Source organism: Mesorhizobium sp. WSM1343 (genome assembly GCF_055901535.1).
The window spans coordinates 2,479,775-2,494,251 of sequence record NZ_CM148370.1 but is presented as its reverse complement, the minus strand read 5'-3'; the positions used below and the strand labels follow the sequence as shown (position 1 = coordinate 2,494,251).

Below are 14,477 nucleotides of genomic sequence, written 5' to 3'. Positions count from 1 at the left end.
TCGCCCGAAAATACGGAGCCCTTCCATGGCCCTCGCCGCAGCCAAATTCGAACCTGACGATACATTGCTCGACGCATATTCGACGACCGTTGCGGACGCCGTCGACCGCATCGGCCCGGCCGTCTGCCGCATCGAACGCGTCGGCGGCCAGGGCGGCCACGGCTCCGGCTTCGTCATCGCGCCGGACGGACTGGTCGTCACCAATTTCCACGTCGTCGGCGATGCCAGGACAGTGCGCGTCTCGATGCCGGACGGCGCCTCCCGCGAAGGCCGCGTGCTCGGCCGCGATCCCGACACCGACATCGCGCTGGTGCGCGCCGACGGCAGCTTTGCCGATGTCGCACCGCTCGCCGATTCCAAGCGGCTGCGGCGCGGCCAGATCGCCATCGCCATCGGCAATCCGCTCGGCTTTGAATGGACCGTCACCTCCGGCGTCGTCTCGGCGCTCGGCCGCTCCATGCGCGCCTCGACCGGCCGGCTGATCGACGACGTCATCCAGACCGACGCAGCGCTCAACCCCGGCAATTCCGGCGGGCCGCTGGTTTCGTCGGCCGGCGAGGTGATCGGCGTCAACACCGCCATGATCCATGGCGCGCAGGGCATCGCCTTCGCGGTCGCCTCCAACACCGCCAATTTCGTCATTTCGGAGATCATCCGCTTCGGCCGTGTCCGCCGCGCCTTCATCGGCGTCTCGGCCGACACTGCCAGTTTGCCGCGCCGCGCCGCCTTGTTGTCGCAAGTCTCGACCAGCACGGCGGTTCGCCTGCGCAGCGTCGAAAAGGACGGCCCGGCGGCCAAGGCCGGCCTGAAAGAAGGCGACATCATCGCCGCCATCGACGGCCGTCCTGTCACCGGCGTCGACGACCTGGTGCGCATGCTCGACGCCGAACGCATCGGCCGCGAGACGCTGTGCACCGTCGTGCGCCGCACCGGTGTCAGCCAGGTGACGGTGACGCCGGTGGCAAGGGCCAGTTGAGGCGGGCGCTCAGGCTCCCGCCACCCCTTCCGCATACTGCGCCAGAAACGCCTCGCTCGGCGGGATCGGCTTGATGACGTCGATCAGCACGCCATTGGGGTCCTTGGTGATGAAATGGCGCTGGCCGAAGGGCTCGTCGCGCAGCGAGCGCAGGATCGGCAGGCCGGCGGCGACGACGCGCTCATAGACAGCGTCCGGGTCGCGAACCTCGAAATTGATCAGCAGGCCCGAAGCGCGGCCCCGCCCCTCTTCCGGGATGGTCTCATGGCCGCCCTGGACGATGCCGAGATTGACTCTTCTGTCCTCCCCCGATTGCAGATGCACATACCAGTCGCTTTCGAACAGGGGCTGGAAGCGGAAATGCTTCACATAAAAGGCCGCCGTGCCGGCGACGTCGCCGGTCATCAGCACCGGGTAATAGCTCGTGGTCTTCATCTTTCCTTCTCCCGTCAATTAACATACAGTCTGCATGTAAACCGAATTAACATACAGGCTGCATGTATGCAACACGATTTCGCGCGTCGTTCCAACCGCGACCGCACCGAAGCGACGCGCGCCCACCTGATTGCCGCGGCGCGAAAGCTGTTCACGGAGAAATCCTATTCCGAGACCGGCACGCCGGAGATCGTCGCCGCCGCCGGCGTGACGCGCGGCGCGCTCTACCATCATTTTGCCGACAAGCAGGCACTGTTTGCTGCCGTGGTCGAGCAGGAGGCGGCAGCGGTCGCCGAGGAGATCGAGCGCGCCTCGCCGCCATCGCTGTTTGCCCATGACGCGCTGATTGCCGGCTCCGACGCCTATCTCGCCGCCATGCGCGCGCCCGGACGCACGCGGCTGCTGCTGCTCGACGGCCCGGCCGTGCTTGGCCGCGCCGCCATGGACGCGATCGACAATCGCCACGGCAACCGCTCTCTGCGCGAAGGGCTGGTCGCGGCGATGCGGGCGCAGACGATGACGAGATTGCCGGCCGACGCGCTGACCGCACTGCTCGGCTCCGCCTTCGACCGTGCCGCCCTGGCCATCGAGGCCGGCGCCTCAGCGCAAGATTACCGCGCCGTGCTCATGGCGCTGATCGATGGGCTGTCTCGTGCTCCTCATCCGGCACCTCGCCCGGCTCGAACTCGTTGAAGCAGCCGAGCTGGCGCTTGAACTGGTCGATCAGCCAGGCCGCCGCCGGCTTCGGGCTGCGATCGCTGCGATGCATGGCAAACAGCGGCGAACTCACCTCCCTGAAGGATTCGAGGTCGATCTCGACCAGCCGGCCGCTCGCTAGGTCGTCTGATATCAGCCAGCGCGGCAGCCCGCCCCAGCCCAGCCCCTCGCGCATCAGCATATGCTTGGTGCGGACATCCGTCAGCCGCCAGGTACGGTAGGCATAGACGCCGAAGTCGCGCCCCTTGGTGCGCTCCGACTGGTCGGTGACGACAAGTTGGGTGTGTTCGCGTGCATCCTCGATCGCCACCGGTTTCGGCAGCAAGGCCAGCGGGTGGGTGGGCGCGGCGGCCAGCACGATCGACATGAAGCCGATGCGCACAAGGTTCACGTCGACATCGCCCAGCAGGCCGCCAATGCCAAGGTCGGCCTGCCCGCTGACGACATGGTCGGGAATCAGGCCGAGCGTGCCGATGTGCAGCCGCAGCATCACGGTCGGAAACTGCGCCTCGAATGCCTTCAGCACCCGAACCAGCACCGGTGACGGCAGCGTCGCGTCGACCGACAGCGCGACCTCGGCCTCGAGCCCCTGGTGGTGGCCGTCGACGCGCGAGCGGATGCGCTGCAGCACGCCGATCATGCGCCGTGCGTCCTCCAGCATCGCCCGGCCGATCTCCGTCAATTGCGGCTCGCGCGTGCCCTCGCGCTCGAACAGTTTCAGCCCAAGCTGCGCCTCGAGATTGGCGATGCCGTAGCTGATGACGGACTGTGCCCGGTTGAGCTTGCGGCCGGCGGCCGAGAAGCTGCCGGCTTCGGCGACTGTCACAAAGATCTGAAGTTGATCGAGCGTCGGGTTGGGTTGCATCGTTATATCCAATTTATGGATGGATCGTATAGAAAATATACCAGTTTATTGAATGGATCGAAAGCCCCATATCTGGCGGGACAAATCATTCCAACCGCTGGAGAGAGCCCAAAATGTCCATTCTTCTTGTCACTTCGAGCCCGCGCGGCGCTGCCTCGCATTCGACCCGCATCGCCACCGAATTCGCCGAAAAGCTCGTCGCCGCCGATCCGTCGAACACGCTCGTCGTGCGCGACCTCGTCGCCAATCCGTTGCCGCACATCGATGCCGACTATGCGACGGGCATCTATACCCCGGCCGAAGCGCGCACCCCGCGCCAGGCTGAAGTCGTCGGCGTCTCCGATGTCGTGCTCGACGAGCTGTTCGCCGCCGACACGGTGATCCTGGCCACCGGCTTCATCAACTTCAACATCTCCTCGACCCTGAAGTCATGGGTCGACCACATCTCCCGCTCCGGCAAGAGCTTTTCCTATGGCGAGAACGGCCCCAAGGGTCTGGTCACCGGCAAGAAGGTCTATATCGTGCTAGCTTCCGGCGGCATCTATTCGGAAGGTGCGGCCGTGCAGTTCGATCACGCCATTCCCTACCTGCGTGGCGTGCTCGGCTTCCTCGGCATGACCGATGTCGATGTCATCCGCATCGAAGGCGTTGGCATGGGTCCTGACGCGGTGACAGCAGCGCTCGCCAAGGCGACCGCCAAGGTTGACGCCGTTGTGGCCGCCAGCCAGGGTGTCGCGGCTGCCGCGTAAACAGCCGAGATTTGTCCGCATCGAAGGCAGGCGTTCGCGCCTGCCTTTTGCGTTCTAGCCGATGAGGTGCCTCAGCAGACCAGCGGCGCTGACCCCGACCAGCACGGTCGGCAGCATGGAAAATCGCGTGGCTGCGACCAAGGTAATGGCCAGCGCTAAAAGGTCGGCAGGATTCCGCGACACAAAGGCCGGTGCGATGACAGAGATCAGCACGCAGCCGGGCGCAGCTTCCATCACAGCCGTGGCACGGGCGCCCAGCGTGCGGTTGCGCAGGACGACATAGCCGCCGATCCGCGTCAGGTAAGTGACGCCGGCCATCAGCACGATGGTGAAAAGGGTCGTTGCATCGATCATGCATCACCCGCCATCAGCCAGGCCGCGACCAGACCCGACATGGCGCCGGCGGCGACATACCAGGCACCGGGAACGAAGAGATAGACCAGTGCTGCAACGACCAGGCTGACCAGCCAGGGCCGCGCCGCCGCCATACCCGTCCACATGCCGCGCATCAGCACCAGGAAGACAGCCGGGAACGCCATGTCAAAACCATAGGTCTCGACATGGCCGAGCATCGGACCGAGCAAGGCACCCAGCGTGGTGAAGGCCACCCAGGTGAGATACATCGCCAGCGCCGCGCCCATATAGTAGCGCGGGCTAAAGGCCGGCGTAATGCCGGCAGCAGTACGCTGTTTGGCATCGGCCAAGCCCAGCGCCCAGCTTTCATCGCACATAAGGAAAAGCGCCGGAAACACCTTGCGCCGTGGCAGGTCGCGCAGGAACGGCGCCAGTGCCGCACCCATCAGCAGGTGACGGCTGTTGACCAGGAAGGTGATGGCGACGATGAGCACGATGTGCGGCGGCGACGTCCACAACTGGATCGCCGCGAACTCCGAACCGCCGGCGAAGTTCAGCCCTGTCATGGCAGACAGTTCGACCGTGCTCAAGCCTTTCTGCGTGGCCTGGGCGCCAAGCACCAGCGCATAAGGGATGGTGCCGAACAGCACCGGCGCGCAGGACGCCACGCCACGGCGGAATTCGGATTTCGAACCATCTGCCACCGTCTCGACTGCCTGTGAAATGCTCATGTGTCTTCATCGGCTGACCTCGCGGCCGCCGCTTCCCTGCGTTTGAAATCAACTGATGTCGGCAGCAAACATACCGAAATCGGTCCGCAATTTGGTTGCGGAGATTGTTGTATTTCGCCCAATTCTGGCATTTTATGTTACAAATTTTCGAATAGATGGAATCTGTAGCCATGAAGCTGGATGAGATCGACAAGCGGATTCTGCGGGCGCTGCAGCGCGACGGCCGCATGGCCAACAATGATCTGGCCAATGAGGTCGGGCTGTCGCCATCGCCTTGCCTGCGTCGCGTGAAGCTGCTGGAGGAAGCCGGTGTCATCGACCGCTACGTCGCCGTGCTCAACCCGGCCAGCATCGGCAAGGGTCTGACCTTCTTCACCCGTATCTGGCTGAAGACGCAGGACGAGGACACGATCGAGCATTTCGCCACCGAAGTCGCCAAGCTGCCGCAGGTGATGGAGTGCTATCTGATGCTCGGCGATTGCGACGCCATGGTGCGCGTAGTGGCGGCCGGCATCGACGACTACCGCCGCTTCCAGTCGGAGCATCTGAGCCGCATCAAGGGCGTGCAGAACGTCAAGACCGACGTCCCAAGCCAGACGATCAAATACACGTCGGAACTGCCGGTCTGATCTGCTGAAAACTGCGTCGGGCCAGACTGGATAAAAAATGCAACCGGATTGTAGGATCAGCCTCGCTGCCGGCGTCCTTCGGATGCAAGCAGCGCTGAGCGCTGCCCTCTGGCATGGGAGATTTGAATGAGCTTTTCCTATCGTTGGGTCATCGTCGCGGCTGGCGCGCTGATGTCCTGTGTCGCCATCGGGACGATGTTTTCGCTGGCGATCTTTCTCGAGCCGATGGCGATCGACACCAACTGGTCGCGCGCCGGCATTTCGAGCGCCATGACGCTCAACTTCCTGGTGATGGGCCTTGGCGGCTTCGCCTGGGGCGCGATATCGGACCGTTTTGGCGCCCGCATCGTCGTGATGACCGGCGCGGTTCTGCTCGGGCTGGCGCTGGTGCTGGCCAGCCGGGCCGGTTCGCTGCTGAGCTTCCAGATTACCTATGGCGTGCTGGTCGGCCTCGCGGCAAGCGCCTTTTTCGCGCCGATGATCGCGCTGACCACAGGCTGGTTCGACACCAACCGCAGCCTCGCCGTCTCGCTGGTCTCGGCCGGCATGGGCGTGGCGCCGATGACGATTTCGCCCTTCGCCCGCTGGCTGATCTCCGCCTATGACTGGCGCACCGCCATGTTCGACATCGGCATTACCGCCTGGGTATTGCTGTTGCCGGCGGTGCTGCTGGTGCGCCAACCACCGAAGCCCGTCATGGCCGATACCGGCTCCGCGCCGGTTGCCGAAGGCGCCGGCCTGACGGTCGGCAAGGCGCTGCGCTCACCGCAGTTCATCGTGCTGGGGCTGACCTTCTTTGCCTGCTGTGCGGCGCATTCCGGCCCGATCTTCCATATGGTCAGCTATGCCATGCTGTGTGGCGTCGCCCCCATGGCAGCGGTCTCGATCTACAGTGTCGAAGGCCTGGCAGGCCTCGGCGGCCGGCTCTTCTACGGCGTGCTGGCCGACCGGCTGGGCGTCAAGCCGGTGCTGATCGCGGGCCTGGCGATCCAGGCGATCGTCATTGCCGCCTATCTCTCGATCAGCCGGCTTGAGCAGTTCTACATGCTGGCCGTTATCTTCGGTGCCACCTATGGCGGCGTCATGCCGCTCTATGCGGTGCTGGCGCGCGAATATTTCGGCCAGCGCATCCTCGGCACCGTGTTCGGCGCCGCCACCATGCTGTCCAGCCTCGGCATGGCGCTGGGCCCGCTTGCCGGCGGCATGGTGTTCGACGCCTACGCCAACTATTCCTGGCTGTTCATCGGCTCGGCTCTTATCGGGCTCGGGGCGGTCGGCATCGCCATCGCGTTTCCGCCGCTGCCGCGCAGGGAGTTGCAGCCGGCTTAGTCCGCGTCGATTTCCACACCTTGCTGGCCGGGCGCGCAATCAGCCTGGCCCGTTCGGTTCACTGCGGATCCTGTCCCCTGTTTCATCCGTTCCCCCTTGCGCGAGGCAGTTTACGGGCAACGTTTGCACCAAGCGATCTCGACTGAGCTCGCGCATCCAGTCCACGCCAGAGAGGACACCCTGATGGTCGAACATCCGAGTGGAAGCGAAAGCAACAGAATTGCCGCAAGCGCTGTTGCCGACGACGATCCGCGTCTTGCATTCATTTATCAGGAAGCAGTGAGAGGTCTCACGCAACAGCAAACCCTTGTGGAGAACATGAGCAGCCGCGCCGGCAGCCTTGTCTTCGCCACCGCCTTCGCAAACTCGTTGCTTGGCGGTGCGGCCCTTTCCAACGGGCTCGGGCCTTGGGACTGGATTGCGGTGGCCCTGCTGTTCGGCATTGGCGGGCTGATCGTCTTCATGCTTTGGCCCTACCACCAATACACATTCCGCTTCGATCCCGAAGAGTTGCTTGATCAATATGTCGACGGCGACAGGCCGACGACGATGTCGGCCATGCGCCGCGCGCTTGCGCTTCGCATCAAAGCGGACATGGCCGGCAACTGGCGAATTATCCAGCGGCTGCGGGTGGCGCTGCAGATTGCGCTGCTGTTTCTGCTGCTCGATATCCTGGCCTGGCTTTTGGCGATTGCAGGCGTTTGAGCCGGAGGGCACACGGGTCCGCCACGGCCCGGCGCTTGACGGACAGGCAACCCACGATGGATCGAAAAGCTTTCTTGAGCATTTAAGCTTTGGCTAATAGTAGCCCAGGAGAGAACCAATGAAAAAGACGCTGCTCATTTTGAGCCTGCTCATTCCGCTCTCGGCGTGCTCCCGTACAGAACAAGGCGCTGCCGTCGGCGGCTTGGGTGGCGCAGCGGTAGGCGCCGCGGTGGCCGGCGATCCTGTGCAAGGGGCGGTTGTTGGCGGTGCGGTTGGCGCGATAGCCGGGGCCGTCATCGGGCACGCCAGCGAAGCCGGCCAGTGCAGATATCGCGATCAGTATGGCCGGGTTTACGTTGCACGATGCCCGGAGGGTTACTGACCTGGAGGCGCGTGATCTCTTTCGATCACGCGCCTGCTCCGGAGGTGGGATAAGCGATGGGCTATCGGATCAAAGTACTGCTGGGTTGCTGGTTCGCCGTTGCCAGCGCTGCCGCGATGTATGCGGCATCCACCGCCGCGATCTCCGCCGCGCCTGTTGATGGCAAGACGATTGCCGATCACCTCTCATCGGTAAAGTCCATGTCCGGGGACTTCGTCCAGTCGGGTCCAAATGCGGAGAGGACCCGTGGCAGGTTTTTTCTACAACGCCCCGGCAAGATCCGATTCAACTATGCAGGCCAATCAGGGATCAGCGTGATTGCAGATGGCAAATCCCTGGTGGTTTATAACAGAAAGCTGAAGACATCGCGGCTTTATGCTCTCTCGAAGACGCCGCTTAAGCTGCTGCTCGACAATAAGGTCGACTTCTCCGGCAATCGCGTGAAAAGCATCAGGGACGATGGCGCCCAAGTTACCGTCAAGCTGGCCGACAGATCGACCTTCGGCAATTCGAGCATCTCCATGGTGTTCGACAGTAAATCTCTCGATCTGCGCAGATGGAGCCTCACCGACGAGAAGGGACTTACCACAACGGTGACTATATCAAATGTGAAGCAGGGCGTTCGCGCTCCCGAGGGCACCTTCGTGATCGATTACACGGCAAACCGTGAATTCAACACGACAACGAAATAGCCGAAGCCGCGGGCATATTCCCTGGCCGGAACCAATGCGATCACCAGCGGTTTAGTCCATGAAGGGACCGGAACCGCAAAGGACGCGGCGCAATGATTGAAATTCACAGCATGGAAGCGGCCAAAGCCAGACTGCGTATAAGGAGAGCTGAGCACTCTTTGAAGTGCGCGAACGACTTGCTGGATGAGGAAGGTGGCGTCGCCCTCAATTTGGCATTGTGCAGCCGGATAAGGGCCGCGCAAAGGCACCTGATCGAGGCAAGGGCACGCCTGATGACGATCGATCCCGCCAGGACGAATTGACCCGCTGGCGGTCGCGATCTGCGACCTCCAGCGGAGAGGTGGTCCTGCCTACCCAAAAATCCGATCGCCCTGCTCGTCGACCAACTGGATGCCCTCCTTGATCGAGATGTCCACGGCGTCGTCGAGCGGAGAGTTAAAGAAGGTTGTATCAGACAGACCTAAGGCGATAGTAGTTATTCGTCGGTAAGTGGGGCTTTTCATCGTGACAACTCGCCTGGGTCCGCTGGTAACCTTTTGCTTGATCGCCTTTGTCGCCTTGACTGCAACTGCATCGGCCGTCGCAAAGCAGAAAGCGCCCGAAGAATGGCCGATGAACTTCATTCTGGTTCGGAACGGCGATTGCAACGTCAACTGCGTCCAATGGATATCTGCCGAGGGCATAATAAAACCTGATACCGCCAAGCAATTTGAGAAATTTCTGCGGAAACTGAAGGGAGAAAGGCTTCCTGTCGTGTTTCAGTCTGGCGGCGGGAACGTGGATGCGGCGCTCGAAATGGGACACATGATCCGCGCCGCCGGCCTCGAAACTGCGATAGGCAGGACGCAGTTGAACGGCTGCCCGATGCTGGTGCCACGCTGTCCGCAAAAGATGGTCAGGAACGGCTGGTCGGAAGGGGAAGTTCATTCTGGTGGGGCGTACTGTTTCTCGGCCTGCCCATGGGCCTTGGCTGGGGGCCAGGTCCGCGCCGCAGCTGCCAATGCCCGGATCGCCGTCCATCAGATAACGAACGGCCGGAAGACACCCCGAATGCACAACGGCAGAAGAAGCCTTGATGAGATTTCGACGGTGCCTGATCCGGCGCTGAAGCAGTTGCTGTCCGACTATTTCGACGAAATGGGCGTCAACAGCGCCGATGTGTTCGCCATGATGGGGCTGGCAACGCCGCAGGGCCTTTATAACGTCTGGGACGCTGAAGCGCTCAAATCAGGCATCATAACGAAAGTCTACTCGTACTCGGAAGAACCGGGCTACGTCATCGGTGGAACGAATGTTGCCGATCCGGCCGATCCCACGCCGGCGGCTACTCCAGTGCCGGCGGTTACCACAATGCCGGACGAACTCATGCATTTACTGCCATAGCAAGGCGGCCTGTAGAGTGAGCCGGCTTTGATGGCATTGCGGAGACCAGGCCTTGTTTGGCGTTCCTAACACGCTTGACAGCATCTTCACGCTGATCGGTTGGGCTCATTGCGAGATGCCGAAGATTTTCGCCTCGACCGGTCCTGCCTATCCAAAAACCCGATCGCCCTGCTCGTCGACCAGTTGGATGCCCTTCTTGATCGAGATGTCGACGGCGTCGTCGAGCCCGGCAAAGCGGTCGGCGCGGATGAATTTGTGTTCCTTCACCACGCCGTCGATCTCCTTGGAGACGACGCCGCAGGTCTGGTACTGGCCATCGGCCTTGTAGGGCGTGGCGCTGATCAGAAAGCCCTTGTGCTCGACCTGCTTGGCTGGCGCTGCACTCGTCGGCTCAGCCGTCTGGGTTCCGCCGCCGCCACCGCCGAAAAGACGCTTCAGAAAAGACATCGGACTTCCTCCAACAGCATTCATCCCGCACCATGTAGAGTGACGCGGGATGAATTTCACTATCGGTCCTTGGCCCAGCGGGCAAGGGCGGCGTCCCATCGGCGGACGAGCTTACTTGTGCGACAGCGCTTCCAGCGCCTCGGCGGCGGCTTCGAGGATGGCGATGGCCTCGGCCTGCTTGTCGGCCGGGGCGTCGACGAAGTCGCCCAGAGCCGCGCGCAGCCGGTGACGGACTGCGCGGAATTCGTCGCGCGCTTCCGAACGATCCCCGCGGCCACCGCGGCCGCCACGACGCCCGCCCTCTTCGCTCTCGTCGTTCCAGCCGAACCAGTCGCGCGCCTTGGCCATTTTGCGGCCGAAGCGTTCGAGATGGTCGAGCACGCCGTCGATCATCTCGCGGTTGTCGGCGAGATGCGCCTGGCCCGCCTCGGTGATCGAAAACACCTTCTTGTTGCCGTCGGCGGCGGAGGCGGCATAGCCGGCCTCTTCCAGGAAGGTCAGCGTCGGGTAGACCACGCCCGGGCTCGGGCTGTAGATGCCGCTGGTGCGCTCTTCCAGGGCCTTGATGATGTCGTAGCCGTGACGCGGCGCTTCGGCCAGCAGCGACAGCGTGATCAGCTTGAGGTCGCCGTCGGCCAGCATGCGTCCGGCGCGGAACATGTCGCCCGGACCGCCGCGCCCGCCACCACGGCCGCCGTGGCCGAACGGGCCAAAGCCGCCGCCCCCTCTGCCACCGAATTTGCCGGCCATGTGCATGAACATGCGCTCGCCGAAATGACCGCGCCCGAAATGATTGTGTTTGTGCATTGATTGCTCCTTGAGTTGTATCTTACGATATATCTTAATTAGGCAAGTCAATCGATGGAGTCAAGATATATCTTACGATGTATCTGAATGCAGCACCAGCGGGCTCGATTTTCCAGTCTCGGCCGCTTCGTTGCGAACGGCGGCCACCGATAAATTCGGCTACCAGCGCCCCATGCGCCGGTTCCAGGCATAGAGAAGATCGGCAAAGCGATCGTAGGCAAAGCGTGTCAGCGGCAAGGCAACCGGATTGCCGAACAGCGTCGCCAACCAGCCCTCGCCCGGCGTGACCTTCCATACCGCGATGGCGACATCGGCGCCGACCAGCAGTCGGCCCTCGGCATCGGTGGCGTGCAGCCGGCGGCGGATATCCTCAAGCGACGCGCCAAATCCGGCTAGCGCTGCCGGTTCAAGATTGATGTCTCGGAACTTGATCCGCCCAGCCTTGATCGCTTCGATCAGCCGCCGCTTCTGCCTGCTGATCCCGGCATCGCAGACCGGGCAGCGCGTATTGTACCAGACGGTCAGCATAGTTCCGGCATTTGGTTGGTAGCGCAAACTTGAAGGACCACGAACGATCGGGCGCCGTCAAGACGTCGCTCGGTCGCTCGCGCGAAGGAGAATGTATCGGGCCAGCCGGTCCGGCCCTTCCGCTACGGGCTTTATCCGAGCGAGGTGACGATCTCGCGGTAGGCTAATTCGGGAAAGGCCTTCAGCGTCCGCGTCCTGACATTGCCGGCCGCCGCCAGCATCAGCGAGAAGCGCGCCAGCACCGCGTCGTCGGGCGCTTCGACCACCGCCACCATGTCGTATTCGCCCATGGTCAGGTAGAACGCCTTGAACGATCCGCCCATGTCTCCCAGCTGCTTTCTGGCGGCGTCGAGCCGCTTCGGTGACTCGCGCACGTTTCTGGCACCCTGCTCCGTCCAGTTCATCAGCACGATGTAGCTTGTCATGGCACACCTCCCTCCGGGGCCACGGAGCACGGCGGCTTCGCCGGGGCGGGCATCCGGCTTATCGCCCAGAAATGCATCCGACAGCGAAATTATCCTCCCGAAGGGCCTGGCCCGCAAGAGTGCGCCCCACAAACAAAAAAGGGCGCCATCGGCGCCCTTGAACTCTTTGCATCGGTAAGTCTCAGCTATCCAGGAAGCTGCGCAGCTTGCGCGACCTGCTCGGGTGCTTGAGCTTGCGCAGCGCCTTGGCTTCGATCTGGCGGATACGCTCGCGGGTAACCGAGAACTGCTGGCCGACTTCTTCCAGCGTGTGGTCGGTGTTCATGCCGATGCCGAAGCGCATTCTGAGCACGCGCTCCTCGCGCGGCGTCAGCGAGGCCAGCACGCGCGTGGTGGTCTCGCGCAAATTGGCCTGGATCGCCGCGTCGATCGGCAGGATCGCCATCTTGTCCTCGATGAAATCGCCCAGATGCGAATCCTCCTCGTCGCCGACCGGCGTTTCGAGCGAGATCGGCTCCTTGGCGATCTTCAAGACCTTGCGTACCTTTTCGAGCGGCATGGCAAGCTTTTCGGCCAGTTCTTCCGGCGTCGGCTCGCGGCCGATCTCGTGCAGCATCTGACGCGAGGTGCGCACGATCTTGTTGATCGTTTCGATCATGTGCACCGGAATGCGGATGGTGCGCGCCTGATCGGCGATCGAACGCGTGATCGCCTGCCGGATCCACCATGTCGCGTAGGTCGAGAACTTGTAACCGCGGCGGTATTCGAATTTGTCGACCGCCTTCATCAGGCCGATATTGCCTTCCTGGATCAGGTCGAGGAACTGCAGGCCGCGATTGGTGTATTTTTTGGCGATGGAGATGACGAGGCGCAGATTGGCCTCGACCATTTCCTTCTTGGCGATCGCCGCTTCGCGCTCGCCCTTCTGCACCTGGTTGACGATCTTGCGGAATTCCAGGATCGAGATCGCCGTTTCGGTGGCGAGGTTCTGGATCTCGGCGCGCAGGTCCTTGATCGCATCCTTCTCGTTCTTGGTGAATTCCTTCCAGCCGCGCGAGGTCAGGTTGCCGATCGAGCGCGTCCAGTTCGGGTCGAGCTCGGAACCCTGATATTCCTTCAGGAACTCTTCGCGACGCACGCCGTAGCTTTCGGCGAGCCTGAGCAGCTTGCCTTCGTTCTGCACCAGGCGCTTGTTGATGTCGTAGAGCTGCTCGACCAGCGCCTCGATGCGCGCCGTGTTGAGCGACAGCGACTTCACCGCCTTGATCAGCTGGTCCTTGAGCTCCTTCAGCCGGCGATCCTGGCTGGGCGACAGCGTGCCGGCCGCGGCCAGACGGTTCTCGACCTGCTGGTCCTGCAGCTTGCGCAGCTTTTTGTAGGTGTCGGCGATAACGTCGAGCGTCTCCATCACCTGCGGGCGGAGTTCCGCTTCCATCGCGGCCAGCGACAGGCTCGCTTCGTCCTCGTCTTCGTCGTCGTCATCCGTCAGCCCACGCGTATCGGCGCCGACATTGGTGATGTCGTCTTCGTCGTCGCGCGAACGGCGGGGCTTGTCCTCGACTTTAGCTTCCTCGACGCGCTCGACCACCGGCGCCTGCTTGGCCTCGGGGCCGGCATAGGTGGCTTCGAGATCGATGATCTCACGCAGCAGGATCTTGGATTCGTTGAGTTCGTCGCGCCAGATGATGATGGCCTGGAAGGTCAGCGGGCTTTCGCACAGACCCGCGATCATCGTCTCGCGGCCGGCCTCGATGCGTTTGGCGATGGCAATTTCGCCCTCGCGCGACAAAAGCTCCACCGAGCCCATCTCGCGCAGATACATGCGCACCGGATCGTCGGTGCGATCGGTCGGTTCTTTCTTGGTGGTGGTGGCGGCGACCGCGGTGCCGGTCTGCTCAGCCAGCTCGTTGGCGTCTTCCTCGGCATCGGCCGCGGTGTCGGCGGCCTCGGGCTCCTCGCCCTGCTCGTCGTCCTCGACCACGTTGATGCCCATGTCGGACAGCATCGCCATCGTGTCCTCGATCTGCTCGGAGGTCACTTCCTCTGAGGGCAGCACCGAATTCAGCTCGTCCATGGTGACATAGCCGCGCTTCTTGGCGGCCTTGATCATCTTCTTGACAGCATCATCGGAAAGGTCGAGCAGAGGGCCATCGGTGGCGCCTTCGCGTTCGGTTTCGACCTCTTCCTTTTCCTTTGTCGCCATAGTCTTTATCTTCTCCTAGCGGCCGAACTTCAAAGCCGCGTAAGCTGTCGGACCAGTCAAATCGGATGCGCTCGCTTATGAAACGCGCTTCACCGGGCCAGTAACTGCATCAACTCGTTT

At 62.6% G+C, this 14,477-nt stretch carries 20 protein-coding genes; 10 read left to right on the top strand and 10 right to left on the bottom strand.

All coding sequences use genetic code 11. The features are described from left to right. Nucleotides 1-25 precede the first annotated feature (25 nt). Nucleotides 26-976 (top strand): S1C family serine protease, encoded by a 951-nt coding sequence (locus AC0NIL_RS12050; RefSeq protein ID WP_013530167.1) that lies wholly within the window; start codon nt 26-28, stop codon nt 974-976. Nucleotides 977-985: 9 nt separating this feature from the next. Here the strand turns inward: AC0NIL_RS12050 and AC0NIL_RS12045 are convergent, their stop codons facing one another. Then, nucleotides 986-1,411 carry a VOC family protein gene (locus AC0NIL_RS12045; protein ID WP_224674933.1) on the bottom strand — a complete coding sequence of 142 codons (426 nt, stop codon included), beginning with the start codon at nt 1,409-1,411 and terminating at the stop codon, nt 986-988. 66 nt (nt 1,412-1,477) lie between these two features. Here AC0NIL_RS12045 and AC0NIL_RS12040 point away from each other — a divergent pair, with 66 nt between their 5' ends. Next, nucleotides 1,478-2,104 (top strand): TetR/AcrR family transcriptional regulator, encoded by a 627-nt coding sequence (locus tag AC0NIL_RS12040; RefSeq protein WP_024505494.1) that lies wholly within the window; start codon nt 1,478-1,480, stop codon nt 2,102-2,104. Here the strand turns inward: AC0NIL_RS12040 and AC0NIL_RS12035 are convergent. Next, nucleotides 2,037-2,993: a LysR family transcriptional regulator gene (locus tag AC0NIL_RS12035; protein ID WP_024505493.1), complete on the bottom strand. Its 957-nt coding sequence runs from the start codon at nt 2,991-2,993 to the stop codon at nt 2,037-2,039. The genes AC0NIL_RS12040 and AC0NIL_RS12035 overlap by 68 nt on opposite strands. 113 nt (nt 2,994-3,106) lie before the next feature. Between AC0NIL_RS12035 and AC0NIL_RS12030 the strand changes: the two genes are divergently transcribed. Beyond that, nucleotides 3,107-3,742 carry an FMN-dependent NADH-azoreductase gene (locus AC0NIL_RS12030; RefSeq protein ID WP_224674932.1) on the top strand — a complete coding sequence of 212 codons (636 nt, stop codon included), beginning with the start codon at nt 3,107-3,109 and terminating at the stop codon, nt 3,740-3,742. Nucleotides 3,743-3,796: 54 nt separating this feature from the next. On the opposite strand, the gene AC0NIL_RS12025 is transcribed toward AC0NIL_RS12030, so the two are convergent. Further along, nucleotides 3,797-4,096 (bottom strand): AzlD family protein, encoded by a 300-nt coding sequence (locus AC0NIL_RS12025; RefSeq protein ID WP_473574075.1) that lies wholly within the window; start codon nt 4,094-4,096, stop codon nt 3,797-3,799. Beyond that, nucleotides 4,093-4,827: an AzlC family ABC transporter permease gene (locus AC0NIL_RS12020; RefSeq protein ID WP_224674931.1), complete on the bottom strand. Its 735-nt coding sequence runs from the start codon at nt 4,825-4,827 to the stop codon at nt 4,093-4,095. The genes AC0NIL_RS12025 and AC0NIL_RS12020 overlap by 4 nt, the downstream gene beginning before the upstream one ends. A gap of 170 nt (nt 4,828-4,997) precedes the next feature. Here AC0NIL_RS12020 and AC0NIL_RS12015 point away from each other — a divergent pair, with 170 nt between their 5' ends. From AC0NIL_RS12015 to AC0NIL_RS11990, 6 genes are all read left to right on the top strand, one after another. Further along, the gene (locus AC0NIL_RS12015) at nt 4,998-5,456 is read left to right on the top strand and encodes an Lrp/AsnC family transcriptional regulator (RefSeq protein ID WP_063168771.1); all 459 of its coding nucleotides are present in this window, start codon (nt 4,998-5,000) and stop codon (nt 5,454-5,456) included. A 126-nt stretch (nt 5,457-5,582) separates the two neighbouring features. Beyond that, entirely contained in the window at nt 5,583-6,785 is a 1,203-nt protein-coding gene (locus AC0NIL_RS12010; RefSeq protein ID WP_027162053.1) for an MFS transporter, read from the top strand. A gap of 96 nt (nt 6,786-6,881) precedes the next feature. Beyond that, nucleotides 6,882-7,490 (top strand): hypothetical protein, encoded by a 609-nt coding sequence (locus AC0NIL_RS12005; protein WP_224674929.1) that lies wholly within the window; start codon nt 6,882-6,884, stop codon nt 7,488-7,490. Between the two features lie 118 nt (nt 7,491-7,608). Beyond that, nucleotides 7,609-7,872 (top strand): YMGG-like glycine zipper-containing protein, encoded by a 264-nt coding sequence (locus tag AC0NIL_RS12000; RefSeq protein WP_013530156.1) that lies wholly within the window; start codon nt 7,609-7,611, stop codon nt 7,870-7,872. 56 nt (nt 7,873-7,928) lie between these two features. Next, a complete protein-coding gene (locus AC0NIL_RS11995) occupies nt 7,929-8,564 on the top strand; it encodes an outer-membrane lipoprotein carrier protein LolA (protein WP_063168774.1) in 636 nt (211 codons plus the stop codon). 92 nt (nt 8,565-8,656) lie between these two features. Further along, entirely contained in the window at nt 8,657-8,866 is a 210-nt protein-coding gene (locus AC0NIL_RS11990) for a hypothetical protein (RefSeq protein ID WP_013530154.1), read from the top strand. Nucleotides 8,867-8,914: 48 nt separating this feature from the next. Here AC0NIL_RS11990 and AC0NIL_RS11985 read toward each other — a convergent pair whose 3' ends face one another. After that, a complete protein-coding gene (locus AC0NIL_RS11985) occupies nt 8,915-9,187 on the bottom strand; it encodes a hypothetical protein (protein WP_145923780.1) in 273 nt (90 codons plus the stop codon). On the opposite strand from AC0NIL_RS11985, the gene AC0NIL_RS11980 reads away from it, so the two are divergent. Continuing rightward, nucleotides 9,177-9,947, top strand: a complete 771-nt coding sequence (locus AC0NIL_RS11980) for a COG3904 family protein (protein ID WP_224674928.1) — start codon at nt 9,177-9,179, stop codon at nt 9,945-9,947. The two genes, AC0NIL_RS11985 and AC0NIL_RS11980, sit on opposite strands and share 11 nt — an antisense overlap. Before the next feature lie 147 nt (nt 9,948-10,094). Here AC0NIL_RS11980 and AC0NIL_RS11975 read toward each other — a convergent pair whose 3' ends face one another. From AC0NIL_RS11975 to rpoD, 5 genes are all read right to left on the bottom strand, one after another. Beyond that, nucleotides 10,095-10,394: an HlyU family transcriptional regulator gene (locus tag AC0NIL_RS11975; protein WP_024505488.1), complete on the bottom strand. Its 300-nt coding sequence runs from the start codon at nt 10,392-10,394 to the stop codon at nt 10,095-10,097. A gap of 111 nt (nt 10,395-10,505) precedes the next feature. After that, on the bottom strand, nt 10,506-11,201 hold the full coding sequence (locus AC0NIL_RS11970) for a PadR family transcriptional regulator (RefSeq protein WP_013530152.1): 696 nt from the start codon (nt 11,199-11,201) through the stop codon (nt 10,506-10,508). Nucleotides 11,202-11,360: 159 nt separating this feature from the next. Next, on the bottom strand, nt 11,361-11,729 hold the full coding sequence (locus AC0NIL_RS11965; protein WP_027162060.1) for a thiol-disulfide oxidoreductase DCC family protein: 369 nt from the start codon (nt 11,727-11,729) through the stop codon (nt 11,361-11,363). 131 nt (nt 11,730-11,860) lie between these two features. Further along, nucleotides 11,861-12,154, bottom strand: a complete 294-nt coding sequence (locus AC0NIL_RS11960) for a GYD domain-containing protein (protein ID WP_013530150.1) — start codon at nt 12,152-12,154, stop codon at nt 11,861-11,863. 181 nt (nt 12,155-12,335) lie between these two features. Next, complete coding sequence (gene rpoD, locus AC0NIL_RS11955; RefSeq protein WP_013530149.1) at nt 12,336-14,357, bottom strand: RNA polymerase sigma factor RpoD; 2,022 nt, start codon at nt 14,355-14,357, stop codon at nt 12,336-12,338. Between the last annotated feature and the right edge of the window lie 120 nt (nt 14,358-14,477).